General features: G+C 74.2%; 16 protein-coding genes, 2 tRNA genes and 1 pseudogene. 8 read left to right on the top strand and 11 right to left on the bottom strand.

All coding sequences use genetic code 11. The annotated features are described in order from the left end of the window. Window positions 1-256: 256 nt before the first annotated feature. Window positions 257-790: an NUDIX hydrolase gene (locus tag CHR28_RS19275; RefSeq protein ID WP_094054888.1), complete on the top strand. Its 534-nt coding sequence runs from the start codon at window positions 257-259 to the stop codon at window positions 788-790. A gap of 138 nt (window positions 791-928) precedes the next feature. Here the strand turns inward: CHR28_RS19275 and CHR28_RS19270 are convergent. Continuing rightward, window positions 929-1,001, bottom strand: a tRNA-Arg gene (locus tag CHR28_RS19270). Window positions 1,002-1,198: 197 nt separating this feature from the next. Further along, window positions 1,199-1,289: transfer RNA gene (locus tag CHR28_RS19265), tRNA-Ser, on the bottom strand. Between the two features lie 244 nt (window positions 1,290-1,533). Between CHR28_RS19265 and CHR28_RS19260 the strand changes: the two genes are divergently transcribed. Beyond that, the gene (locus tag CHR28_RS19260) at window positions 1,534-2,046 is read left to right on the top strand and encodes an SSI family serine proteinase inhibitor (protein ID WP_094054887.1); all 513 of its coding nucleotides are present in this window, start codon (window positions 1,534-1,536) and stop codon (window positions 2,044-2,046) included. A gap of 352 nt (window positions 2,047-2,398) precedes the next feature. Continuing rightward, the gene (locus CHR28_RS19255; RefSeq protein WP_094054886.1) at window positions 2,399-7,327 is read left to right on the top strand and encodes a response regulator; all 4,929 of its coding nucleotides are present in this window, start codon (window positions 2,399-2,401) and stop codon (window positions 7,325-7,327) included. A gap of 16 nt (window positions 7,328-7,343) precedes the next feature. Here CHR28_RS19255 and CHR28_RS19250 read toward each other — a convergent pair whose 3' ends face one another. Further along, a complete protein-coding gene (locus CHR28_RS19250) occupies window positions 7,344-7,922 on the bottom strand; it encodes a TetR family transcriptional regulator (protein WP_094054885.1) in 579 nt (192 codons plus the stop codon). Between the two features lie 128 nt (window positions 7,923-8,050). On the opposite strand from CHR28_RS19250, the gene CHR28_RS19245 reads away from it, so the two are divergent. Further along, entirely contained in the window at window positions 8,051-9,250 is a 1,200-nt protein-coding gene (locus CHR28_RS19245; RefSeq protein ID WP_094054884.1) for an MFS transporter, read from the top strand. Between the two features lie 259 nt (window positions 9,251-9,509). Here CHR28_RS19245 and CHR28_RS19240 read toward each other — a convergent pair whose 3' ends face one another. The 7 genes from CHR28_RS19240 to CHR28_RS19205 all read right to left on the bottom strand — a co-directional run bounded on the left by CHR28_RS19240 (window position 9,510) and on the right by CHR28_RS19205 (window position 15,942). Continuing rightward, window positions 9,510-10,262 (bottom strand): hypothetical protein, encoded by a 753-nt coding sequence (locus CHR28_RS19240; protein WP_094054883.1) that lies wholly within the window; start codon window positions 10,260-10,262, stop codon window positions 9,510-9,512. A gap of 135 nt (window positions 10,263-10,397) precedes the next feature. Then, window positions 10,398-12,077: a long-chain fatty acid--CoA ligase gene (locus CHR28_RS19235; RefSeq protein WP_094054882.1), complete on the bottom strand. Its 1,680-nt coding sequence runs from the start codon at window positions 12,075-12,077 to the stop codon at window positions 10,398-10,400. Between the two features lie 218 nt (window positions 12,078-12,295). Further along, on the bottom strand, window positions 12,296-12,856 hold the full coding sequence (locus CHR28_RS19230; RefSeq protein ID WP_094054881.1) for a SigE family RNA polymerase sigma factor: 561 nt from the start codon (window positions 12,854-12,856) through the stop codon (window positions 12,296-12,298). A gap of 133 nt (window positions 12,857-12,989) precedes the next feature. After that, window positions 12,990-14,165 carry a lipid-transfer protein gene (locus CHR28_RS19220; RefSeq protein ID WP_094054880.1) on the bottom strand — a complete coding sequence of 392 codons (1,176 nt, stop codon included), beginning with the start codon at window positions 14,163-14,165 and terminating at the stop codon, window positions 12,990-12,992. Then, entirely contained in the window at window positions 14,162-14,545 is a 384-nt protein-coding gene (locus CHR28_RS19215; protein ID WP_094054879.1) for a MaoC family dehydratase, read from the bottom strand. Before CHR28_RS19215 ends, CHR28_RS19220 begins: the two co-directional genes overlap by 4 nt. Continuing rightward, complete coding sequence (locus tag CHR28_RS19210; RefSeq protein ID WP_094054878.1) at window positions 14,542-15,456, bottom strand: bifunctional MaoC family dehydratase N-terminal/OB-fold nucleic acid binding domain-containing protein; 915 nt, start codon at window positions 15,454-15,456, stop codon at window positions 14,542-14,544. Before CHR28_RS19210 ends, CHR28_RS19215 begins: the two co-directional genes overlap by 4 nt. Before the next feature lie 159 nt (window positions 15,457-15,615). Beyond that, a complete protein-coding gene (locus CHR28_RS19205) occupies window positions 15,616-15,942 on the bottom strand; it encodes a hypothetical protein (protein ID WP_094054877.1) in 327 nt (108 codons plus the stop codon). 378 nt (window positions 15,943-16,320) lie between these two features. On the opposite strand from CHR28_RS19205, the gene CHR28_RS19200 reads away from it, so the two are divergent. The 4 genes and pseudogenes from CHR28_RS19200 to CHR28_RS19185 all read left to right on the top strand — a co-directional run bounded on the left by CHR28_RS19200 (window position 16,321) and on the right by CHR28_RS19185 (window position 18,892). Continuing rightward, the gene (locus tag CHR28_RS19200) at window positions 16,321-17,187 is read left to right on the top strand and encodes a bifunctional DNA primase/polymerase (protein WP_094054876.1); all 867 of its coding nucleotides are present in this window, start codon (window positions 16,321-16,323) and stop codon (window positions 17,185-17,187) included. Window positions 17,188-17,334: 147 nt separating this feature from the next. Then, on the top strand, window positions 17,335-17,772 hold the full coding sequence (locus CHR28_RS19195; protein WP_179272491.1) for a hypothetical protein: 438 nt from the start codon (window positions 17,335-17,337) through the stop codon (window positions 17,770-17,772). A 71-nt stretch (window positions 17,773-17,843) separates the two neighbouring features. Then, window positions 17,844-18,173 (top strand): annotated as a pseudogene (locus CHR28_RS19190) (DinB family protein); the annotation flags it as partial. Between the two features lie 146 nt (window positions 18,174-18,319). Then, window positions 18,320-18,892, top strand: a complete 573-nt coding sequence (locus CHR28_RS19185) for a GNAT family N-acetyltransferase (protein WP_094054873.1) — start codon at window positions 18,320-18,322, stop codon at window positions 18,890-18,892. 167 nt (window positions 18,893-19,059) lie between these two features. Here the strand turns inward: CHR28_RS19185 and CHR28_RS19180 are convergent, their stop codons facing one another. Continuing rightward, complete coding sequence (locus CHR28_RS19180; protein ID WP_256984302.1) at window positions 19,060-23,724, bottom strand: nSTAND1 domain-containing NTPase; 4,665 nt, start codon at window positions 23,722-23,724, stop codon at window positions 19,060-19,062. Window positions 23,725-24,152 lie beyond the last annotated feature (428 nt).

Genomic DNA, 24,152 nt, shown 5'->3' with positions numbered 1-24,152 from the left:
GGCTACCGTGCCCCTCGCTTCTCCGCACGTCCGTGTCCCCTCGCAATGTCATGCCCAGCACCAGCGCCGTGATCGTAATGCGAACGGACGGGGGCACGACCGGAGTTGAACGGCGTGCCCGTCTGACTCTAGGCACCAAGCCGAGGGCGGGGCCTCGTGCAGCCCATCTCGTCAAGGTGACGCGAAAAAAGGGGAACACGCACCTGGCTCCAGATCGGTCTGAGATCCTGGAGACCGATCGAGAGGGGCCGCAGGTATGGAGTGGAAGACGCACGGCGAGCGTCAGGTCTACACCAACAAGTGGGTGAATCTCTGTCTGGTCGACGTCCAGCAGCCGGACGGACGCAGGTGGGAGTACCACGTCGTCCGCCTCCGGCACCTGGCCGTGGCCGCCGTGGTCAATGATCGCCAAGAGGTCCTGATGATGTGGCGGCACCGCTTCATCACCAACTCGTGGGCCTGGGAGCTGCCCATGGGCCTGGTCGAGGACGGGGAGACCCCGGAGGAAGCCGCTGCCCGCGAAGTGCTGGAAGAGACCGGTTACCGCCCCGGCCCCGTCAAGCCCCTGATCTACGCCGAGCCGGCCAACGGCATCACCGACTCGCAGCACCACGTGTTCCGTATCGACGGCGCCACCTACGCCGGTCCGCCCACGGAGAAGAACGAGTCCGACCGCATCGAGTGGATCCCCCTCTCCGAGGTGCGCGGGATGATCGACCGCCGCGAGGTTGTGAGTAGTGGATCGCTCGTGGGCCTGCTCTACCTGCTCATGGATGAAGCGATCCGCTGACCGGCGGGAGGAGTTCCCGTAGCCGCGCCTCTGCACGTACCGGGTTCTATCGGCAGAGAAGAGAGTGACCGTCGATCACCTCGTCAAGACAAACGCCAGAGGCCCTGTGGATCTCTCCACAGGGCCTCTGGTGTGCTGTGCACTCGGCAGGATTCGAACCTGCAACCTTCTGATCCGTAGTCAGATGCTCTATCCGTTAAGCTACGAGTGCTTGTTCTGTTTTATCGCCGCTCCCGGGCCTTCCGGCTCGCTCGCGGCGACAGGAAGAACATTACATGACTGCCGCCGCCATGTGAAATCCGTTAGCCGTACCCCTTGTGACCTGGGGAAAGGCCGTCCGGGCGGGGTGTGCGGCAACCCCGGGAACGGCGAAGCCCCGGTCGGCTGACCGGGGCTTCGTGATCACGGCGGAGGCGGAGGGATTTGAACCCTCGATGGGCTTTAAGGCCCAAACCGCATTAGCAGTGCGGCGCCATAGACCGGACTAGGCGACGCCTCCACACATCCACCCGCGCGAGCGCGGGTCGGTGCGTGCCGATGATGACACAGTCGAGCGGGGTGTCACCAATCGACCCCCACGGTACTAGGCGGGAAGGGCGCAGGGCAAAGGCCTTGCCCGGCCCCGGCCGACCCCGCTGCGGCGGGGCCGGGGAGGGCCCGGGGCCGGAGGGCGCGGGAGGCCCGGGGGAGGGCGTGCGCGGGGGCGTGCGCAACGTCCGGGCGCGTGCCGCGTTAGTCAGGGCATGTTGCGTGCCACTCCCCGGGCCACCGCCCGCCCCGCCCTGCGGCGCCTCCTCGTCGGTGCCGCCGCCTCCGTCGCCGCCGCCGGGTCGCTGGCTGCCGTCTCCCCCACCGCGTACGCCCGGGCCGACGCGGCCGGACCGTCGTCGCCCGCCCGCGTCGACGCCGGGCCGGACCGCGACCACCTCACCGTGACCGTGCGGAACGCGGGCGGCGGGGCCGACGGGACCTACGAGCTGTACTGCGACCCCGACGGCGGCAGCCACCCCGACCCGCGCGGAGCCTGCGCCACGCTGCAGCGGGACACGCGCTGGGGGCAGGACCTCTTCGCGCCCGCCCCGGACGGCGGCTTCTGCACCATGCAGTACGGCGGGCCGGCCACCGCGCACGTCACCGGCACCTGGGCCGGACGCCCCGTGGACGCGACCTACGACCGCCGCGACGGCTGCGGGATCTCCCGCTGGGACCGGCTCGTGCCGCTGCTGCCGGACATGAAGGCCGCGGGGAAGGGCTGACACCGGGCCGACAGCGGTGAGGCGCGGCCCGGGGTGGGAGGGCGGCCGGTTCCGGGGCGTTTGCGCCAGGCTCCGTCCTCATTCCGCCAGCTCCGGGCGGCTCGGCCGAAACGTACAGAAACGCCGCTCTCGTAAAGGTCCCGCGAAGGTCCCGCGACGTCGTCGCAGGAGGGCGGGCGTCTGACGCTTACTCGGTCGTCAGTTCGGGGTCACTTCCTCGTGCGACCTCCCTCTCATCCGGCGTCGCGAGCGCAACCGCAGCCCTTAGACTCCCTCGCGTGACACGCCGCGGGACGGTTGGCAAGATGGCCCGAGCGGTCGGCAAGGTGCGGTAACAGGGAGGAAGCGTCTCGTGAGCAGCAGGCCATCCCGAGGCGCTGCTCGCCTCGCAGCCATACTGGACGCCCTCCCGGACGCGTTGGTGCTGGTCAATGCCAACGGGACGGTGGTCAACGCCAACACCATCGCCCTGGAGGCCTTCGAGACCCCGGGGACCGCCCTGGTGGGGCGGGGCCTGCTGGATCTGCTGCCGCAGTTCGACTCCAAGCTCATCCCGGGCTCCATGCGGCGGCCCGAACACCTCGACCCGCGGGCCCGGACCAAGCCCACCCGGATGGTCGCGCGCAGGACCGACGGGACGGAGTTCCCCGTCGAGGTCACCAGTGCGAATCTGGAGAACGGGCAACAGGCCTACGACAGTTACGGCTACACCGGCGACGAGCTGCTGATGCTCGTCGTACGCGATCTGTCCGGGACCGTCGACACCGAGGCCGAGCTCGCGCGCTCGCAGCGGCAGACCGAGATGATCCTGCGGGCCGCGGCCGAGGGCGTCGTCGGGACCGACACCGACGGACGGATCGTGCTCGTCAACCCGGCCGCCGCCCAGATACTGGGCTACCGGGCCAGCGACCTCGGCGGGCGCGAGCTACACACCCTCGTCCTGCACTCCCGCCCCGACGGCTCCCCCTTCCCCTACGACGACTCGCCGCTGGCCGACACGCTGCGCTCCGGCCGCAAGCACCGGGTGCGCGGACAGGTGCTGTACGCCAAGGACGGCTCGAAGGTGCCGGTCGACCTGACGACTGCGCCCGTGCGCGACGGCGACCAGCTCGTCGGCGCCGTGATGACCTTCACCGACCGGCGGCCCTACGACTCCGTCGTCGAGGAGAAGGAGGCGGCGGAGCGGGCGCACGCCGAGGAACTGGAGCGGATCGCCGAGGAGCACGCCTCCGAGCTCACCGCCCTGCGCCAGCAGCACGTCACCGAGGTGGAGGAGCTGCGCGAGCGGCACGCCGAGGAACTCGCCGCGAACGAGGAGCGCTACGCCGCCCTCGGGGAGCGGGAGAAGGACCGCTTCGAGGCGCTCGCCGCCCGGCACGAGCAGTTGCTGACCCTGCTCGGGCGTTCCCTGCGCGGGCCGCTGGAGGAGCTGCGCCGCGAACTGGCCGCGCTCGCCGCCGACGACGCCGGGCAGCTGTGGCCCGAGGCCAACCAGGTGCTGCACCACCTCTCGGCCGGCTACTCGCGCATCACCACGCTGATCGACAACGTCCTCGGCTACCAGCGGCTCGACGCCGGCAGCGAGAACGTCGCCCGGACGAAGGTGATGCTGGACGCCGTCGTCGCCGCAGGTGTCGACGGGGCCGTCGAGCTCATCGGGCCCGGGCGGGTGCAGTTCGCCGTGCACGCGCCGCCCATCGAGGCCGAGGTGGACCCGCGGCTGCTGGCGACCGCCCTCGCGCATCTGGTCGCCGACGTGGCCGGTGTCGACGCGACCGGCAACACGCCCGTGTCGGCGGGCGGCTATCTGGACAACACCGTCGTGGTGGCGGCGGCGCAGCGCGGCGAGGTCGTCCGCATCGAGGTGCGCGGACCGTACGCCGGGGGCGACACCGTCCATGAGCCCATCGTGCGAGGGATCGTCCGGGCGCACGGCGGTGTGCTGCAGACGCACGAGGTGCCGGGGATGAGCGGCAGCGCGTACGTCCTGGAAGTGCCGTTGGGGGGTGGGGCCGGGGCCGTCGCCGCGCAGCCGGCGGACGAGGTCGGCGCCGCCGCTCCGGAGGAGCAGACCTCCGGGGGAGGACGCCGCAGGGCTCGGCGCGGCTCGACCGACGCGTTCCTCGACGGGGATGCTCCAGATGTTCCGGCGGCTGAGGGTGACGGGGCCGTCGGTGCGGCCGGTGCCGGTGCGGCAGGCGCGGCCGGTGCTGGTGATGGTGCCGGTGGTGCCGGTGGTGCCGGTGGTCCTGGTGGTTCCGAAGGGGGCGTGCCGACCGGGCGGCGTCGGCGGCGGGCCGCCGGGGAACCGGCCGCTCTTCCCGCGCAGGCGTCCGAGGAAGGCGCGGTGTCGGGCGGCACCGGGCGGCGGCGCGGCCGGGCGGCCGAGGACGCCGCTGCCGCGGGTGCCCCCGCCGCCATCGGCAGTGCCGTCCAGGGTGTCGCCGAGGGGGCCGTCGTCACGGCCGCCGAGCACGCGGCCGGGACCGCGGCCTCGGGTACGGGGCTGGGCGGGACGGTGCCGCCGCAGGGTGTGCCCGCGCCGCCGTCCGGGCGGCGGGCCCGGCGGGAGCCGGGTGAGCAGCACGCGCTGCCGCCGGCCTTGCCCGCGCCGTCGTCCGGTGAGGCCTCCGGTGGCCCCGGCGACGCGGCGCAGGGGCAGGCTCAGCAGCCGACCGGGCGCCGGCGGCGTGCGCTGGCCGCCGCGAACGAGAGGGCTGCGGCCGCACAGCAGGCGGCGGGGCCGCGTCCGGTGTTCGCGCTTCCGCCCGCCGAGGCCGACCAGACGGCTCCGTCCGGGCAGACGGGCGTGACGGTCCCGCCCGGGGCGGTGGCTTCCGACGGGTCTGCCCAGGCCGCCGGGGCCGCCGGGGTGGCCGGGGGCGGGACTGCCGATGAGGGGCGGCATGACGCCGTGCCGCATGACCAGTCCGCCGATCACACACCCCCGCAGCCGCATCCCACGAGCGCGCCGACCGGGCGCCGGAGGCGAGCCGTCGCTCCGCAGCCGGCCGAGGCGACCGGGACCCCCGGGGCCGCCGGGACGACAGAGGCGCAGGCGCCGGGTGTGGGAGTTCCGGGTGCGGGAGTTCCGGGCGCCGGAGGTCCTGGTGCGGCCGGGGGTGTTCAGCCCGTGCCGCCGGCGGCCGTGGGTGCCGTGCCGGGTGCCGTACCCGCCGGGCCTCAGCCGGCCGCTGCCGCGCAGCAGAACGCCGCTGGTCAGGTCCCTGCTGGTCAGCAGATCCCTCCTGGTCAGGTCGGCCTCGGGCAGGGCGTGCCCGCGCAGGGCGGGGTGCCCGCCGGTCGGATGGCGCCGGGTGCGGCCGTGCCGCCGCAGGGCATCGCCCCGCAGAGCAACGCCCCCCAGGGCGCCGTCCCGCAGGGCGCCCTCCCCCAGCCGCAGAGCACGGCCGTTCCCCCTCAGGGCACGGTCCCGCCCCAGGGCGTCGCCGTGCCTGCGCAGGGCGCCGCCGTACCACCGCAGGGCGTCGCCGTACCGCCGCACGGCGCTGCCGTACCGCCCCAGGGCGTCGCAGCACCTGCGCAGGGCGTCGTACCACCGCAGGGTGTCGCCGTACCGCCCCAGGGCGCTGCCGCGCCGCCGCAGGGTGTCGGGGTGCAGCCGCAGGTCGTGTCCGTGCCCGCTCAGGGTGGGCTCGGGGAGAGTGTGCAGGCCGTTCTTCCGGGACAGGTGCCGCAGGTGCCGGTTCACGCCGGGCCGCACGGTGCTCAGCCGTTGCCGCAGCAGGGCGGCGTCGCGCCGGAGGCGCAGGTCTCCGCCGGTCAGCCGCTGCCCGCCGAAGCCGCACCCGCCGGGCCGCACACCGCCGGCCCCGCCCCCACGACCCCGGCCCAGGGCACCCCCGCGCCGCAGTCCTGGCCCGCCGCCGACGACACCTCGGGAGCCGGTGTCGCCGGTGTCGCCGTACCGCCGAACGGCGCCGCCCCGCAGCCCGGTACGACGCCGGCGCCGGGCACGCCGCTGCCCGCGGAGGGCATGCCGCGGGCGGCGCAGCCGTTGCCCGCCGAGGCCGCGGCGCCCGCCGATCCCCACTCGACGCAGGGACGGGCGATCAGCGTGCGGACGCTGGGGCAGGGCGTGCCGTTCAACCGGCAGGCGGCCCAGGTCCGGCAGCCGTCGGCGACGCCTCCCCCGCACCAGCCGGGCGGCTCGGGCCGGCGCCGCAAGCTCGGCACACCGCCCGACCCGGCCACGCGTACGGACCAGGCGGCCCGACCGGAGCAGGCGTCCCGCCCCGAGCAGGCGGCCCGTCCGGAGCAGGCCGCCCGCGCGCATCCGGCGGGCGAGCCGACGCCCGCGCCGGCGCCGGGGCAGGCGCAGGTGCCCGCGCAGGTCTCCGCACCCGTTCCGGCGCAGCCGTCCCTGGCCGGACAGTCCCGGCTGGCGCAGCCGGCCGAGGGCGGCGGACGTTCGTACGCCATAGGCGCCCCGGACGAGAACGCCGCCGAGGGGCCCGAGCCGCTGGACGGGCCGGGCGGTGCCGTCGAGGTGGCCGATCCGCCGCGGCCGCAGCCGATGGACGACGAGTTGCCGCCGGAGCCGCTGGACAACCCGCGGCGGCTGCTGGTGTGGCCGGCGCCGGACGTCAGCACGCAGCAGGCGCTGAGCGACCGGGGCTACCGGCCGGTGATCGTGCACTCGCGCGAGGAGGTCGACGCGCAGATCGCGGCCTTCCCCGCGGCGCTGTTCGTCGACCCGCTGACCGGGCCGATCACGCGGACGGCGCTGCAGTCGCTGCGCCAGGCCGCCGTGGCCGCCGAGGTGCCGGTGCTGGTCACGGCCGGGCTCGGGCAGGCCTCGCGGGACGCGGCGTACGGCGCGGATCCGGCGGTGCTGCTGAAGGCGCTGGCGCCCCGGGACAGCGAGCAGCATCCGCCGCGCGTGCTGCTCATCGAGGAGCACGCGGAGATCGCGCTCGCGCTGACGGCGACGCTGGAGCGGCGCGGGATGCAGGTCGCGCGGGCCGCGAGCGACGCGGACGCGGTGACGCTGGCGGGGCAGTTCCGGCCGAACCTCGTCGTGATGGACCTGATGCAGGTGCACCGGCGGCAGCCCGGGTTCGCCGGGATCATCGACTGGCTGCGGGCGAACGGGCAGCTGAAGCGCACCCCGCTCGTCGTCTACACGGCCGCCGTCGACCAGGCCGACCTGCCGCGGCTCGCGTCGGGAGAAACGGTGCTCTTCCTCGCCGAGCGGTCCACCAGCGGCGAGGTGCAGTCCCGGATCGTGGAACTGCTCAGCCGGATCGGCACCAACTAGCCGTACGCCCGGGGGTTCAGCGGGCCGCGAGCCTGCGGGCGGCCTCCTTGACCGAGGCGCGCAGGCGGTCCCGGTCGGTGTCCTCCTCGCCGACCAGGATGCGCCGCATCTGCGGGACGACGGCGGTCCAGTTGGCCAGGGCGGTCAGCAGGAAGAGCAGGTCGGCCGCCGGGATCGCGTCGGTGACCACGCCCCGGGCCTGGCCGTCCCGGAGGGCGGCGACCTTGCGGCGGTAGTGCTCCTGGCGGTCGGACTCGTGGGGCAGTTCGGCGCTGCCGTACTCCAGGCCCTCCCAGAAGAGCAGGCGCAGCAGCTCGGGGTGGTCGGCGTGGTAGTCCATCAGGCGGTCGATCCAGCTCTCCAGGTCGTCCGGGTCGACCGGAACGGCCTCGGCGAGGTGGAGCATCTTGCGCTCCAGGACGATGGCGAACAGCTCCGCCTTGTTGCCGAAGTAGGCGTAGATGAGCTGCTTGTTGGCCTTCGCCTCGGCGGCGATGCGGTCGATCCGGGCACCGGCGATGCCGTGCCGGGCGAACTCGGCGACCGCCGCCTCGAAGATCCGGGCCTTGGTGGCCTCGGGGTCCCTTGCTGCCATGGGGAGAGGGTAGCGCGCCAGGTAACCAACCGTTTGGTTGACAGGAATGAACGGGCCGCCCATGCTGTTCGGCAGATAGCCAACCAACCAGTTAGTTGTTAGAGCCGACTCCAAGGAGTCCTCCCCTCATGTCGTCAGCGACCACGACCGCACCGCGCCGCACGGCCCCCACGCGGCGGGGCCGTACGCCCGCCCCCGCTCTCTTCCTCACGCTGATCGCCGTGTGCAGCGCGGTGACCGCCGCCAACATCTATCTCGCCGCGCCGCTGCTCTCGCTCATGGCCCGCGACTTCGGCTCGGCGCCCTCCGCCGTCGCCTGGATCGCCTCGGTCGCCCAGCTCGGGTACGCCGTCGGCCTGCTGTTCTTCGCCCCGCTCGGGGACAGCGCGAACCGGCGCAGGCTGGTGACCGTCCTGACGCTCGTGACCGCCGCCGCGCTGGGGGCCAGTGCCCTCGCGCCGGGCGTCGGGGTGCTGGCGGTGGCCGTGTTCGTCGCCTCGGCGGCGACCGTGATACCGCAGCTGCTCGTGCCGCTGGTCGCCGAACGCGCTCCGGCCGACCGGCGGGCGCGGCATGTCGCCGCCGTGGTCGCGGGCCTGTTCACCGGCATCGTCGGGGCCCGGGTGCTGGGCGGTCTGGCCGGGCAGGCCTTCGGCTGGCGCTGGGTGTTCGCCGGCGCGGCCCTGCTCACGCTCGCGCTGGGGCTCGCCACCGCCGCCGTCCTGCCCTCGCTGCGGCGCGGCACCGGCTCGTTCCTCTCGGGCCCGGCCGCCCTGCCGTCGGTGCTGCGCAGCTCGCCCGACCTGTGGCGGGCCTGCGTACGGCAGGCCGGGATGTTCGGTGCGTGGAGCGCGCTGTGGACGTCGCTCGCGCTGCTGCTGACCGGGCCGGCGTACGGGCTGTCCACCGCGACGGCCGGACTCTTCGGGCTGTTCGGGCTGACGGCGACCGCGGTGGCGCCGCTGGCCGGCGGGCTGGTGGACCGGTTCGGGGCGGCGCGGGTCGTGCGGACCGCGTATGGGCTGGCCGCCGTGTCGGTGCCGCTGTTCTGGCTGGGTGGGCACGTGCTGGCCGCCCTGTTCGCCGCCGCGGTCCTGATCCACGCGGCGCTGGTCGCCTCGCACGTCGCCAACCAGACGCTCGCGCTGACCGCGACCTCCACTCCGGCCACCGCCAACACGGCCTATGTCGTGGCCTCTTTCGCGGGCGGCGCCGGTGCGTCGGCCCTCGCGGGGACCGCGTACAGCCACTTCGGCTGGGTCGGGGTGAGCGTGGTCGCCGGGGTGTGGCTGGTGCTGGGGTGGGGGCTGAGCTGGTCGCGGCGGTGAGACGGCGGCGACGCGCTCGCGTACTGCCCGCCCTCGTGCTGCGCGCCCTCGTCCCGGGCGCTCGCGTACTGCACGCCCTCGTGCTGCGCGCCCTCCCGGGCGCCCTCGTGCTGCGCGCCCTCGCCTGCGCGTCCCTCGTCCCGGGCGCCTTCGCGTCCCGCCGGGACCATCGGCCACCGGCCCATCCCACCCGGGGCCGCCGGCCGCCGTCTCCCATCCCACGTGAACCGTCAGCCACCGGCCACCGGCCCCTCCGTACTCAGTCCCCGCGCGGCACCGTGAAGTACTCGTGCCATGTCGCGCCCGGGCCGCCCAGGTGGAGGGTCAGGACGGTGCCGTGGCGGGCGCGGGCGGCTGACACGGTCGTCGAGGGCTTCGGCGTGATCGAGCAGCGCTCGTGGATGACGCCCTTGCGCGGGGGACACGGAGCGGGCTCCTCGATCCGGTTCGGCAGGGGCAGCCGGTCGCGGTCCCAGTCGATCCGCAGCCCGGGGGCCTCCAGCGCGGGACCGGGCATGAGGCTGCCGTCCTTGAACCGGCCGTGCGCCCGGTGGTAGGCGAGCGCGTAGGTCACCGTGCCAGCGGCGTTCGGCATCTCCCGTCCCGTGCCGTCGTGCGGGCCCCACTCGGCGAGACCGGCCGCGCGGATGCGGCGCAGCACGTCCGTGATGTCGCCCCGGACGCCGAAGTAGGCGTCGGCGCGGATGTCGCAGACGAGGGCGTGGGGGGAGGCGTCCTGTTCGAGGAGCGAGTCCTCCGGGGGCCGGGCGCAGGTGTCGGTGAAGCGGGTCAGTACGTGCTCAAGGCCTTCGACCGCCGACAGGCGCTCCACCAGGCCGCGCGCCTTCCGTTCCTCCGCAGCCCGGCGGGACGCCGCCGCCGGGGACGTCGCCTCCCGCCTCAACTCCTCCTCGGACGGCCCGGACGAGCACGCCGCGGTCAGCGCCACCAGCGCGGACACCAGCAGCGGTGCGCGCACTCGGCGCCTGGGTGACGGCGTGGTCCTCTGCATCGGCGCACCTCCGCCCCCACCCTCCCGGCGCGGCACCGGCCGGCGCATGAGTACCGGTACTCAGAAGCGTGATCAGGCGGTCACCGGAAACGCGGGAGCCCCCGGCGGTCGCCGGAGGCTCCTTCCTGCGGCCGGTCAGGCGAGGGACGTGACGTCCAGCTCGCCCTCCGCGTACTGCCGGCGCAGCACCTTCTTGTCGAACTTGCCGACGCTGGTCTTCGGGACCGCCTCGATCACCGTCCAGCGCTCCGGGAGCTGCCACTTGGCGATCTTGCCCTCCTCGGCGAGGAAGGCGCGCAGGGTCTCGAAGGTGGCGCTCGCGCCCTCCTTGAGGACGACCGTGGCCAGGGGGCGCTCGCCCCACTTGTCGTCGGGGACGGCGACGACGGCCGCCTCGGCGACGTCCGGGTGGGACATCAGCGCGTTCTCCAGCTCCACCGAGGAGATCCACTCGCCGCCGGACTTGATGACGTCCTTGGCCCGGTCGGTGAGGGTGAGGTAGCCGTCGGGGGAGATGGTGCCGACGTCGCCGGTCTTGAGCCAGCCGTCCTCGCTGAACTTGTCGGCGGGCCGCAGCGGCTCGGCGTCGGGCCCGTTGTAGTAGGCGCCCGCGATCCAGGCGCCGCGCACCTCCAGCTCACCGGCCGACTCCCCGTCCCACGGCAGGCGTTCGCCGCCCGGGCCGGTCAGCCGGGCCTCGACACCGGCCGGGAAGCGGCCCTGGGTGAGGCGGTAGGCGAACTCCTCGTCGGTGCCGACCGCGGAGGCCGGCGGACGGGCGACCGTGCCCAGCGGGGAGGTCTCCGTCATGCCCCAGGCGTGGCAGACCCGCATGCCCAGCTTGTCGAAGGCCTCCATCAGCGACGGCGGACAGGCCGAGCCGCCGATGGTGACCTGGGTGAGGGAGGAGACGTCCCGGGGGTGCGCGGTCAGCTCCGCGAGCAGGCCCTGCCAGATGGTCGGGACGGCGGCGGCGTGGGTCGGCTTCTCGCCCTCGATCATCGCGGCGAGCGGGGCGGGCTGCAGGAAGCGGTCCGGCATCAGCATGTTCACGCCGGTCATGAAGGTCGCGTGCGGCAGGCCCCAGGCGTTCACGTGGAACTGCGGGACCACGACCAGCGAGGTGTCCTCGTCGGTCAGGCCCATCGACTGGGCCATGTTGACCTGCATGGAGTGCAGGTAGATGGAGCGGTGGCTGTAGACCACGCCCTTGGGGTCGCCGGTGGTGCCGGAGGTGTAGCACATGGCGGCGGCCTGGCGTTCGTCCAGCTCGGGCCAGTCGTAGGAGGTCGGCTTCCCGGCGAGGAGGTCCTCGTACTCATGGACCCGCGCGGTGGCCTCCGCGAGCAGGGAGCGGTCCCCGGGGCCGGTGACGACCACGTGCTCGACGGTCTTCAGGTGCGGCAGCAGCGGCGCGAGCAGGGGGAGCAGCGAACCGTTGGCGATGATCACGCGGTCGGCGGCGTGGTTGACGATCCAGGCCAGCTGCTCGGGCGGGAGGCGGAGGTTCAGGGTGTGCAGGACCGCGCCCATGGACGGGATCGCGAAGTACGCCTCGACGTGCTCCGCGTTGTTCCAGGCGAGGGTCGCCACGCGCTCGTCGTCGGTGACGCCGAGGTCCTCGCGGAGCGCGTGGGCCAGCTGGGCCGCTCGGGCGCCGATCTCCGCGAAGGAGCGGCGGTGCGGTTCGTCCTCACCGGTCCACGTGGTCACCTGCGATGTCCCGTGGATCGTCGACCCGTGGGTCAGGATCCTCGAGATCAGCAGCGGTACGTCCTGCATGGTGCTCAGCACGGCGTCCTCCCGGGGCGACATTGCCTACGCGGTGGTAAAGGTTGCGCTGATTCTGCGCACATACCACGCGGTATGTCACTAGGACCGGGTGATCGATCGCATCACGCCATGCGGGCGGAGCAGCTCACAGCGGGGCCGGACGGCGTCCGGCCGGGCTCCCACCTGGGACTACCGGCGGTCACACCCGAGGAGGTCGCCGGAGCGGCCGTCGACGAAGTGCCGACGGGTCACCGCGGGACTCACTGGCGGACGAGCCCCAGTTCGGCGTCCTCGCGCAGCTTGCCGAGGGCGCGGGAGACGGCCGACTTCACCGTGCCCACCGACACGCCGAGCACCTCCGCCGTCTGGGCCTCGCTGAGGTCCTCGTAGTACCTGAGGACGACCATCGCCCGCTGCCGGGCCGGCAGCCGCATGATGGCCCGCCACATCGCGTCCCGCAGCGCCTGCTGCTCGGCCGGGTCGTCCGCGCCGGCCACCGGGTCCGGCTCGGGCAGCTCGTCGCAGGCGAACTCGTCGACCTTGCGCTTGCGCCACTGCGAGGTCCGGGTGTTGACCAGCGCCCGGCGCACATAGCCGTCGAGGGCGCGGTGGTCCTCGATGCGCTCCCAGGCGACGTACGTCTTGGCGAGCGCGGTCTGCAGCAGGTCCTCCGCGTCGCTCGGGTTGCCGGTGAGCGAGCGGGCGGTGCGCAGCAGCACCGGCTGGCGGGCCCTGACGTACGACGAGAACGACGGGTACGGAAGGGTCTGCGCCGCGGGTGCGGCCGCCTTCGAAGCGCTGGTGCAGACGAGTGGGGTCATGGCTCAACGCTATGAGCGGGGCGGTGCCGGGCGGATCGGCCGCAGGTCCCGAAGCGGGGTCCCCCTCAGGTTGTAGGGGTGGGGGTGACTGCACCTCCTGTAGGTGGAGCGGAGGGCCCGGCGTACTGCGGGTTCACCCCTGGGGGTCGGCGGTCAGGACGAGTCCCGACGTGGGGACGCCGGTGCCGGCCGTGACCAGGACCCGCCGGGCGTCCGGCACCCGGTTCACCGCCGTGCCCCGGATCTGCCGGACGGCTTCCGCGATGCCGTTCATGCCGTGCAGGTACGCCTCCCCCAGCTGGCCGCCGTGGGTGTTGAGCGGCAGCCGCGCCCCAGCCACGAAGTCCGCGGCCTCCCCGCGCCCGCAGAAGCCGAACTCCTCCAGCTGCATCAGCACGAACGGCGTGAAGTGGTCGTAGAGGATCCCCACGTCGATGTCGGCCGGCGTGAGCCCCGAGGTCCGCCACAGCCGCCGGGCCACGACCGCGGCCTCGGGCAGCCCGGTGAGGTCGCCGCGGTAGAAGCCGGTCATCTGCTCCTGCGCGCGTCCGGCGCCCTGGGCGGCCGCGGCGATCACGGCGGGCGGGCGGGGCAGGTCACGGGCCCGCTCGACGGAGGTGACGACCAGCGCCTGCCCGCCGTCGGTCTCCTGGCAGCAGTCGAGCAGCCGCAGCGGTTCGGCGATCCAGCGGGAGGCGGCGTGCTCGGCGAGGGTGAGGGGCCGGCCGTGGAAGTACGCCGCCGGATTGGTCGCCGCGTAGGCGCGCGCGGTGACGGCCACGTGCCCGAAGGCCTCCGGTGTCAGGCCGTGGACGTGCAGGTAGCGCCGGGCCGCCATCGCCACCCAGGAGGCCGGGGTGAGCAGGCCGGACGGCAGGGTCCAGCCGAGCGCCGCGCCCTCCGCCGAGGGCTCCCGGTGCCGTACGCCGGAGCCGAAGCGGCGGCCGGAGCGCTCGTTGAACGCCCGGTAGCAGACCACCACCTCCGCCACGCCCGCGGCGACGGCGAGGGCGGCCTGCTGGACGGTGGCGCAGGCCGCGCCGCCGCCGTAGTGGACGCGGGAGAAGAAGGAGAGCTCGCCGATGCCGGCCGCCTGGGCGACGGTGATCTCGGGGCTGGTGTCCATGGTGAACGTGACCATGCCGTCCACGTCGGCCGGGGCCAGGCCCGCGTCCGCCAGGGCCGCCCGCACCGCCTCGACGGCCAGGCGCAGCTCGCTGCGGCCGGAGTCCTTGGAGAACGCGGTGGCTCCGATGCCGGCGATCGCCGCGCGCCCGCCGAGAGCGTCGGGCCGTCCGCGCGGGCTCACGCCGGGACCCTCACCGTCACCGTGCCGGTGACGTGCGTACCGATGCCGTTCGCGCCGGTGACCCGGACGGTCGCGAGGTCGCCGTCGACCTCCTCCACCGTGCCGGTCAGCACCAGCGTGTCACCGGGGTGGTTGGGCGCGCCGAGCCGGATGGCCACCCGGCGCAGTTCGGCCCGGGCGCCGAAGTGGTCGGTGATGTAGCGGCCGACCAGGCCGTTGGTCGTCAGGATGTTCATGAAGACGTCGGGGGAGCCCTTGCGCCGGGCCGCGTCCGGGTCGTGGTGGACGTCCTGGTAGTCGCGGGAGGCGATCGCCCCGGCGACGATCAGGGTGCGGGTCACGGGGATCTCCAGGGGCGGCAGACGGTCGCCGGCCTTCACGGCGCCACCCCGCGGAACACCGGCAGCACCAGCTCCTCGTCGAAGCGCCGGAACTCCAGCCGTACCGGCATGCCGATCCGCACCCGCTCGTGCTCCACCCCGACCAGGTCGCCGACGATCCGCACGCCCTCGGCGAGCTCGATCAGGCCGACCGCGTACGGCGGGTCGAAGGCGGGGAAGGACGGGTGGTGCATCACGACCCAGGAGTACACGGTGCCCGTGCCGCGCGCGGCGACGGTGTCCCAGTCGGGACAGCCGCAGTCGTTGCACCCCGGCAGCCAGGGGAAACGCAGCCGGGCGCAGCCGCAGCAGCGCTGGATGAGCAGCTCGTGGCGGGCCACGCCCGCCCAGAAGCCGGCGTTGTCGCGGTTGACGACGGGGCGGGGGCGTTTCTCCCGGGGCGGGTCCGGCCGGTGCGCGGGGGCGTACTTGAGGATGCGGAAGCGGTGGGTGCCGGCCGGTTCGCCGTTGGCCCGGACGTCCGTGCGGGTGGTGACGAAGTAGCCCGTGCCGAGCCGGGTGGTCTTGCGTTCCGAGACCGACTCGATCACCGAGTCGTAGGTGACGCGGTCGCCCGGGCGCAGGGGGCGCAGGTACTCCTGCTCGCAGTCGGTGGCGACCACGGCCTCGTGGCCCGAGGCGTCGAGCAGGGTGAGGAGTTCGTCGTAGGCCGCCGCGCGTTCCGGGCGGCGGGACAGGCCCGCCATGGTCCAGGCCTGCAGCATGGTGGGCGGAGCGATGGCGTCCGGTCCCCTGTAGGCCGGGTTGGTGTCGCCCATGGCCTCGCACCAGTGCCTGATCATGGGCTCGTTGACCGGGTCGCGGCCGACCCCGGTGGCGGCCGCCGGCCGGCCCGCACAGGCCTTCAGGCGTGCCTCGAACTCCTCGTGGATCTCCGGCTCACCACTCACGGTTTCTGACTGTCCGTCAGATCCGTCGAGCCGTCAAGAGGGCGGACAGGCAAGGAAAAACGCCTGCGCGGCGGTACCGGAGCACCGCCGCTCAGACGCTTGTCACCCCACGAAGCACACCCCACACGGATGGCGGGCCGGCGCACCGGCCCGCTCAGCTCACCACCACAGCGGGGCGAAGCTGACGGCGGTGTTGGCATTGCCCTGGTTGACGGCCGTGAACGCCGAGCCGTTGACCTGGGCCGTGTTGCTCTGGTTCGAGGCGCCCTCACCCACGGCCTGCTGCTGGGTGGTCGCCGCGTTGCCGAAGTTGTCACCGCCGACTCCGCTGCCGAGGATGCCCTGTTCGGCCTCGGTGACGGCGGCGATGGATCCGTTGTCCGCGAAGGCGCCGTTGTCCGCCGTCGCGACGCCGGTGAAGAGAGCGGCGGCGAGCGGAAGGGCGGAGACGGCGGCGATGACGCGGGCGGTACGGATGCTTGCCATGTTGTGGTCCCTCCAGGACTCCGAGAACGGTGCGCACCGGCTCATGGCCGTGAGTGCGCGAAGTGCTGCTGAAGTACTGCTGCCACCAGGGAAGTCGGCCGGCCGCCCTGGCTTTTCTGCGCGACGTCGCGAGTCCAGAGTTGCCCACCGAATCCCCGGCGAACCACCCCGGAAGCCGCCATTCGCACGCAAGCGTGAGGACAAGTCGATAAACCACTTCGCTTCACTTCCGTCCCGAAGTGGGGTGCAACGGGGCGTTCGAACCCGGGTGCCGCAAGGGACGAAGCGTTCCCGCACTTTTCGGGCAGAGCACCTCACCCCGGCGCGTCGCAGCCGCTCCCCCTTTCCTTTTTCGAACGTACGTACGAAACTAGAGTCATGGCCACCACCGACCGGCAGGCCACGACGCTGGCCCTCGCACACGCCCTGTCAGCCGCCGAGCGCGGGCTGGCCGTCATCCCCCTGTCGCGCACCAAGCTGCCCGCGCTGCGTTCCCCCCACCGCGACGAACCCGTCCCCTCCCCCTGCCACGGCGAGTGCGGCCGCCTCGGCCACGGGGTGTACGACGCCTCCAGCGACCCGGCCCGCATCCGCGAACTGTTCGCCGCGGCGCCCTGGGCGACCGGCTACGGCATCGCCTGCGGTCTGCCCCCGCACCACCTGATCGGCGTCGACCTGGACGTGAAGACCGGCACGGACTCCTCGGCCGCCCTGCGCGAGCTGGCCCTGCGGCACCTGTTCACGATCCCCCCGACGGTGGTGGTGCTGACCCCCTCCGGCGGGCGTCACCTGTGGCTGAGCGGCCCGCCCGACGTGGTCGTCCCCAACTCGGCGGGCCGCCTCGCCCCCGGCATCGACATCCGGGGCGCCGGCGGCTACCTCGTGGGCCCCGGCTCCCGCACGGACCGGGGCGTGTACGCCGCCGCGCCCGGCACCGCCCATCTGCCCCCCGCCCGCTGCCCGCGCTCCCTGCTGCGGCTGCTGCTCCCGCCGCCCCGCGCCCACCACCCCGCGTCCGCGGCGGCCGACGGACACGGCCAGGGCCTGGTCCAGTTCGTCCTGGCCGCGCACGAGGGCCAGCGCAACACCCGCCTGTTCTGGGCCGCCTGCCGGGCCTACGAGGACGGCATCGGCCCGGCGCTCGTGGACCCCCTGGTCGAGGCGGCCCTGAACACCGGCCTGTCCGAGCGTGAGGCCCGGGCGACGATCGCGTCCGCGGCCCGCATGACGGGACACCGGCCGTGACCCGAGCCCCGTCGGCGGCCCGCATGACGGGACACCGGCCGTGACCGGCCCCGTCGGCGGCCCGGCCGGCGGGACACCGGCCGTGACCGGAGCACCGCCCCTGAGCACCGAAAGACCCCCATGCACCCGTACGGCAAAACGCCGGCCATGGCGCTCACCCGCCTCGTCCTGGCCTCGGGCCGCTCGGTGGATCTCGCCGAGCTGCGCTTCTCGTCGACCTACGGCGATCTCCCGGCCGGCTACCCCTGCAAGCCGGTGAACGACCTGCGCATCGCCCGCCTGGTACGTGCCGCCGAGCGGGCCCACCCCGGTACGCCGGTCCATCTGGTGCCGCCCGCGCGCGAGTACCCCGACCAGTACGCGGGCGGTCTCGGGCCGGTGGAGGTGCTGCCGGCCGTGGCCTGCCTGGGCACGTTCCAGTCGACGGCCCTGGACCCCGGCCGCGACCCGGTCACCTACCGCTCGCGCCTGGTCGTCGTCTGGTTCCAGGCCACGACCCGCCTGCCGTCCGGCTGCGACGCCGAGCCGGCGCTGCGGGACCTCGACTGGGCGGGACTGGCCCGGGACGCCCGGACCGTTGCGTAGGGTCGTGCGATGAGCGTCTCCCGCACGGAACTGCTGCGCGAGCAGTTCCGGTCGACCTGGTCATTGTTCGAGTGAGCCGGCACATCGGCTGGTGGTGGAGCGTCGCCCTCGACCACGCGCAGGGCCGCCCGCCCCGCGACCGCGCGGACGTCGTCCGGCCCGGCGAGGGCGCCCCCACCGTCACCTGGCTGCGGGAGCTGCGCACGCGGTGGCTGTCCGTCCTGGACGGCCTGACCGAGTCCGACCTGGACGCCACGGCGCCCTTCCCCTGGCCGGAGGACCCCCGGTACACCGTGGCGCACATGGTGGCCTCGGTGAACACCGAACTGACCAGGAACGTGACCGAGATCGGCCGGCTGCGGCTGCTGCGGGCGGCCTCGGCGGTACGTCCACCGCACTGACCTCGCGCCCACGACCCGCGCGGAGGCCGCTCGCCGGAGTGGGCGGACACGGCCCGGCCGTTGCACACCCTGTTCGGCCGGGCCGTGCCGCCGGCCGAGGCCGTGATCCGGCGGCGCCGCCGCACGGCCCGTGGCATCGTGAGGGCATGAGCATCGAGGTGCGCCCCGCGACGGAGTTCGAGGACGTCCGCGCCGTGCTCGGCCCCAAGTCGCCGACCGCGAACGTCTGCTGGTGCCTGAGCTACCGGATCCCCTCCAAGCTCAACAACGAGCTGCGCGGCCCGGCCCGTGGTGCCCTCGTCGCCGAGCTGTGCCGCGCGGACCCGCCCCCGGGCGTGCTCGCCTACGACGGTGACGAGCCGGTCGGCTGGGCCGCCGTCGCCCCGCGCGCCGACACCTCCTTCGCCCGCAACCGCAAGATCCCGCACCTCGACGACCTGCCCGTCTGGTCGCTGTGGTGCGTCCGGGTGCGCCCCGGCCACCGCAGGCAGGGCGTCTCGCACGCCCTGATCGCCGGAGCCGTCGACTTCGCCCGGGCCCACGGGGCGCCGGTGATCGAGGCGTACCCGCTCGACAACGGCGACGCCAGGGTCGACCTGACCATGGCCTACGCCGGTCTGCGGAAGAACTTCGAACGCGCCGGCTTCACCTGGGCGGCGGCCACCACCTCGGTCCTGGCCGGTCATCCCCGGGTCCTGATGCGGCGGGACCTGCGCTGACGCAAAGGCCCGACCGCTGGCGACGGGGGATGCACCAGCGGTCGGGCTATGGCCAAGGGTAACAAGCGCTTGCCCACTGCGAGACGACTGACCGCCGGTAAATCGGAGTTGTGAGCGGTATCACGCAACTTCCTTGACAATTGGGCCTGTTGAGAAAACCGGGCGGCTCAGCCGTCGCACGGCGGGTCGTACGAGAGGCGGGACAGATAGGCGCGCCAGGTGTCCGGCGTGAGCACGCCCCGGGTCATCGAGCAGATGCGGTCCACCGCCCGGCCGACGTCCAGGTCCCAGATCCGGATGGTGTCGGCGCCGCTGGACACCCCGAGCAGATGGCTGCTGGGGCTGAACGCCAGGAAGTTGCCGGTCTTGGCGCCGGGGCTCATCGACTGGCCGATCGCGGTGGCCCCGGAGGGGTCGGCGACGTCCCACAGCCGGACGGTGCTGTCGTTGCCGCCGCTGGCCAGGGTGCGGCCGTCGCGGCTGAACGTGAGGGACACGACCGCTTCGGTGTGGCCGGTGAGGCGCTTCTCCTCGGAGGCGCGGGCGGGATCCGCGACGTCCCAGAGCCGCACGGTGCTGTCGTCGCCGGCGCTGGCCAGCGTCCGGCCGTCGCCGCGGTAGGCGAGGGCGTTCACGGCTCCCCGGTGCCCCCTGAGCGGGGTGCCGATCAGGGTGATCCGGGCGGGGTCGCCCGCGTTCCACAGCCGGATGGTGCCGTCCGCGCTGCCGCTGGCGAGCGTACGGCCGTCGGGGCTGAACACCAGGAAGTTCACATAGCCCTTGTGACCGGTGAGGGGCGCGCCGAGCGGCCGGGGCCGGGACGGGTCGGCGATGTCCCACAGCCGGATCGTCCGGTCGTCGTGGGCGGTGGCCAGCACGCGTCCGTCCGGGCTGAAGGCCAGCGGGTCGGCGTACCGGATGCGCAGGGGGATGGAGGAGCGGTACGGAACGGGGTGCTCCGGATCGCTGAGGTTCCACAGCCGCACGGTCCGGTCGCCGGTGACGGCCGCGACAGTGCGGCCGTCCGGGGAGAACTCCAGCGTGCGCACGCCGTCCTTGCCGGGCCGGAACGGTTCACCGATCCGTACGGGCCCGCCGGGCCTGCGCACGTCCCACAGCCGGACCCGGCCGTCCCGGCCCGCCGTCGCGAGCACCCGCCCGTCGGAGCGGAACGAACCCGTCCGGCCGGTCATGTCCGACCGCGGCACCGCCCACAGGCGGACCTTGTTGTCACCCGTGCCGGTGGCGAGCGTGCGCCCGTCGGGGCTGAAGCCGAGCGCGTACATCTCGCCGCTGCTGCCCGCCAGCGGCCCGCCGACCTGCGACGGGTACTCCGGATCGCTGACCTTCCACAGGCTCGCGGTGCTGTCCGCGCTGGCGGCGGCGAGCATCGTGCCGTCGGGGCTGAACGCCACGGACCAGATCGGGCCGGTATGGCCGGTGAGCGGCGCTCCGATCTGCTTCGGGCGTCGAGAATCGGCCATGTTCCACAGGCGGACGGTGTTGTCCTCGCCGCCACTGGCGAGCGTCCTGCCGTCCGGGCTGAACGCCACGGAGTGCACGAGGGCGCCGTGGCCGGTCAGCGGCGCGCCGAGCCGCTCCGGACGGTCCACGTCCGACACGTCCCACAGCCGGATCGTGCCGTCGTCGCCGCCCGCCGCCAGGGTCCGGCCGTCCGGGGCGAACGCCACCGAGCGCGCCGCGGCCGTGTGCCCGGTCAGCGGCTCTCCGCGCGCCCGCGGCCGGTGCGGGTCGGCCACGTCCCACAGCCGCACGGTGTGATCGTCGCCGGCCGAGGCCAGGGACCGGCCGTCCGGGCTGAAGGCGATCAGGTAGATCGTGCCGTCGTGGCCGGTCAGCGGCCTGCCCAGCCGCTTCGGACGGCCCGGGTCCGAGACGTCCCAGAGCCGGATCGTGCCGTCGTCGGCGGCGCTGGCCAGGGTCTTGCCGTCCGGGCTGAAGACCGCGCTGCTCACCCAGCTCGTGTGGCCGGTCAGCGGACCGCCCAGGGGCTCGGGGCGCCGGGGGTCGGACACGTCCCACAGCCGGACGGTCCGGTCGTAGCTGGCCGTGGCCAGGGTCTTGCCGTCCGGGCTGAACGTCGTGAGGTAGACGGCCCCCGTGTGGCCGATGAGGGGAGTGGCCAGCGGGGCGTTCACGATGGACATCAGGCGGCTGTTCGCGCCCTCGTCGTCCGGCCGGAGCCGGTGGGCGACCAGGTCGAGCTGCGCGGAGAGCGAGGGATCGGTGTCCTGGACGCGGTCGGCCTGGGCCAGCACCTGCTCGAACACGGCGTCGTCGCGCTGCTTGAACGCGATCACCGCCGACCCGACGGCCAGCATCGCGAGCACGACCAGCGCCGCCACCGCGCCACGGGTGATCCACAGGAAGCGCCGGCGCAGCCGGAGCGAGGCGGCCAGGAACTCCACCGCGCTGCGGGTCAGGAACGTGTCCCCGGCCGATCGGGCCCAGGTGTCGGCCTGCTCCAGCCGCGAGCCCCGGTAGAGCAGGGAGGTGTCGCGGTCCGACTCCTCCCAGGCCCGGCCGTCCTCCTCCAGGCGCTGGCGCAGCAGGTTGCCCTGCCGGTCCTCGTCGATCCACTCGCGCAGGCGCGGCCAGGCGTGCAGCAGCGCCTCGTGTGTGATCTCCACGGTCTCCGCGTCGAGCGTCACCAGCCGGGCGCGGACCAGCGCTTCGAGGGACTCCTCGGTCTTGCCGGGGTCGTTCGACTCGTTCGCGAGCTGCCGCCGGGTGCCGCGCCGCCGGGTGGCCTGGGTGTCCTCACCCAGCCTGACCAGCCGGAGCAGCAGCAGACGCGCCGCCGTGCGGGCCGCCGGGTCGAGCCGGGACCAGGCCCGTTCGGCGGTCGCCGCGACCGCGCCCTGGATGCCGCCGGCCGCGCGGTAGCCGGCCAGGGTCAGCCGGCCCGCCTTCCTGCGCTGCCAGGTGGCGAGCAGGGCGTGCGACAGCAGCGGCAGCACGCCGGCGTCGTGCGCCCCGCGCGGGCCGTCGGCGCTGACCTCGCGGACGATGAGCTCCGCCAGGCCCGGTTCCAGTTCCAGTCCGACGGCCTTGGCCGGTCCGGTCACCGCCTCGCGCAGCTCGGCGGCGGTGAGCGGCCCGAGCACCATGTGGCGGTGCTGGAGCGCGTCGGCCAGTTCGGGATAGCGCAGGCAGCGCTCGTAGAAGTCGGCGCGTATGCCGAGGACGACGACCGCCGGGGCCGGTTCGCCGGGCCGGGCCGGTGTGCAGGCGGCGTGCAGGACCTCGACGAAGGTGCGCCGCTCCGCCTCGTCCGGGCAGAGGGTGAACGTCTCCTCGAACTGGTCGACGATGACGACCGGCCGGCCACCGGCGGGGGCCTCACGCCGGGCCCAGGCGGCGACGGCGGCGCGGACGGCGTCCGGGCGGAGGAAAGCGGGGGCCTCCCCCGTCTCGGCGGCACTGCCCTCTCGCTGCCCGGCCGGGGCGCGGGTCTCTCGCTGCTCCGGGGCGCGGGCCCGTTCCTGCCCGGCCTCGACGCGGCTCTGTTCCTGCTGGGCCGGGGCGCGGGTCTGTTCCTGCTTGGCTGAGGATCGGGGCTGTTCGTGCTCGGCCGGGGCGCGGGTCTCGCGCTGCTCCGGGGCACGGGCCCGTTCCTGCCCGGCCTCGGCGCGGCCCTGTTCCTGCTGGGCCGGGGAGCGGGTCTGCTCCTGCTCGGCTGAGGCTCGGGGCTGTTCGTGCTCGGCCGGGGCGCGGGTCTCGCGCTGCTCCGGGGCGCGGGCCCGTTCCTGCCCGGCCGGGGCGCGGGTCCCTTGCTGTTCGGCCGGCGCGCGGGTCCGTTCCTGCTGGGCCGCGGCCCGCCCGGCCCTCGCCGGGACGACGGACTCCAGGTCCGGTATGCGCCGGATCAGCTCCGCGAGGGGATCGGCCCCCGGCACGAGCTGTACGACGTGCCCGGCCGGACGGACCCCGTCGACCCGGGCTCCACCTGTGCCGCCATGCCCGGAGCTGCCTCCCGGCCTGCCCTGGTCACCCTGCCCCTGCCCGGAGCTGCCGCCCGGCCTGCCCGGATCCCCCTGGCCATGGTCACCGCCCCGGCCGCCGGGGCCGGGGGTGTCCGTCTGGTCCTCCGAGTCGGCCCGGGGGGCGGGGAGCGGGCCCTCGTGGAGCCGGCCGTCGACCTGCGCGGCCCCGACTCTGCCGCCCCTGCCTCCCCTGCCGTCGTCCCCGGTCAGCGCGCCGTCGCGCAGGGCGGGCACCAGGCCGGCGTTCAGCAGGGAGGACTTCCCCGCCCCCGACGCGCCCACCAGCATGACCAGACCGCCCGTGCCCCCCACCGCCCGGAGCTGGCCGACCAGCGCGTGCGTGCTGCGCTCCCGGCCGAAGAACCACCGGGCGTCCTCCCGGCGGTAGGAGGCCAGCCCCCGGTACGGGCACACCCCGCCCGGCGCGGGAGGCGGCTCGGCGGCGGGCCCCTCCTCCGGCGCCGACGCCGCGGGGCGCTCCCCGACCGGGTCGGCCACCGCGCGCTCCCACAGCCGCTGCCACTGCGCCAGGTCGTACAGGCCGGGGGAGACCGGCGTGGGCCGCGCCCGGCGCGCCTCGGGTATCAGCACGTGCAGCACCGCCGCGAGGGCGGTGAACTGAGCGGGGACGTTCCGGGCCCGGCGCCAGTCGCTGATCCGCTGGGCGGACACCCGCACCGGCCGCCCGCGTTCGTCGACCCGCTGCAGCCGCCCGACCGACTCGGACACGCGCTTGAGTGGAGGGTTGCCTGCTTCCTTGTACAGCAGTGCGAGGCGTTCCGCGAAGGCGGTGCGTGCCCCCGAGTCGGAACTCAAGGTCTCCACTCCTCACTGCTCGCGCCGGGACGTCCGACGTCCGGTCCGGAAAACTCACTCTATACAGCTGACCTGCGGTAATACCCTCCGTTTGACCCCGGAACCTCCCCGTCCAGGGCCGGAAATGGCAGGATCCGGACGCAGCAACGCACCCATCCGGTCAGCTTTCATCCGAGTCGGACGACGGTGACTCCACCGTTCGGCACCGGTCCCCACGAGGGGAGGGACCGGTGTCGGACGACGTGGTGATCCTCCCCTGCGGACGGCGCCCTGCAACCCTGCCGACCGCGTTCTCCGGCTCCGCCGACCGGTTCTTCCGCCCCCGGGCGCCCCTGGATAACTGACGGTCCGTCAGTTATCTTCGGGCTGCCGTAACGCCTTCGCAGCGACGTACAGGGGTGAGCGCAGTGGAGTCACGTCCCGAGAGCCCGCGACCG

It is taken from the genome of Streptomyces sp. XY006 (assembly GCF_002237655.1).
GTDB classification, from domain to species: Bacteria; Actinomycetota; Actinomycetes; order Streptomycetales; family Streptomycetaceae; genus Streptomyces; species Streptomyces levis.
The sequence above is the reverse complement of the archived record's forward strand: the minus strand, read 5'-3'. Positions and strand labels throughout refer to the sequence as shown.